This window comes from Streptomyces sp. WM6372, from assembly GCF_001279655.1.
Lineage (GTDB): Bacteria > Actinomycetota > Actinomycetes > Streptomycetales > Streptomycetaceae > Streptomyces.
The window spans coordinates 1-358 of sequence record NZ_LGDB01000120.1; the positions used below are offsets into that span (position 1 = coordinate 1).

General features: G+C 69.8%; 1 pseudogene. It reads left to right on the forward strand.

Annotation, left to right across the window (positions count from 1 at the left end):
* Positions 1-358, forward strand: a pseudogene (locus ADK52_RS11125) (septal ring lytic transglycosylase RlpA family protein); the annotation flags it as partial.

Consider the following 358-nt stretch of genomic DNA (forward strand, 5'->3'; position numbering starts at 1 on the left):
GAAGGTGACGAACCTGGACAACGGCCAGGCAACCACCGTCACGGTCAACGGCCCCTCCGGCAGCTGCGTCCTCCTCAACAACACCGCCTTCGACAAGGTACGGGAACCCGGCAAGAACCTGATCCGCCGGGCCCGCATCGAACGCGTGGGTGGCGGCAACGCACCGGCCGGCGCGACGGGGACCTCCGGTGCGGCGGGTGGACAGGCGCCGCCGGCCACCGGGGAGGTCGTGTGTCAGGGGTCGACGGTCACGTTGTCGGGTGAAGCGGGACCGCCGGCGGCGACCAGCGGAACGTTCCCGACGGGAACGAAGCTGAAGGTGACGAACCTGGACAACGGCCAGGCAACCACCGTCACG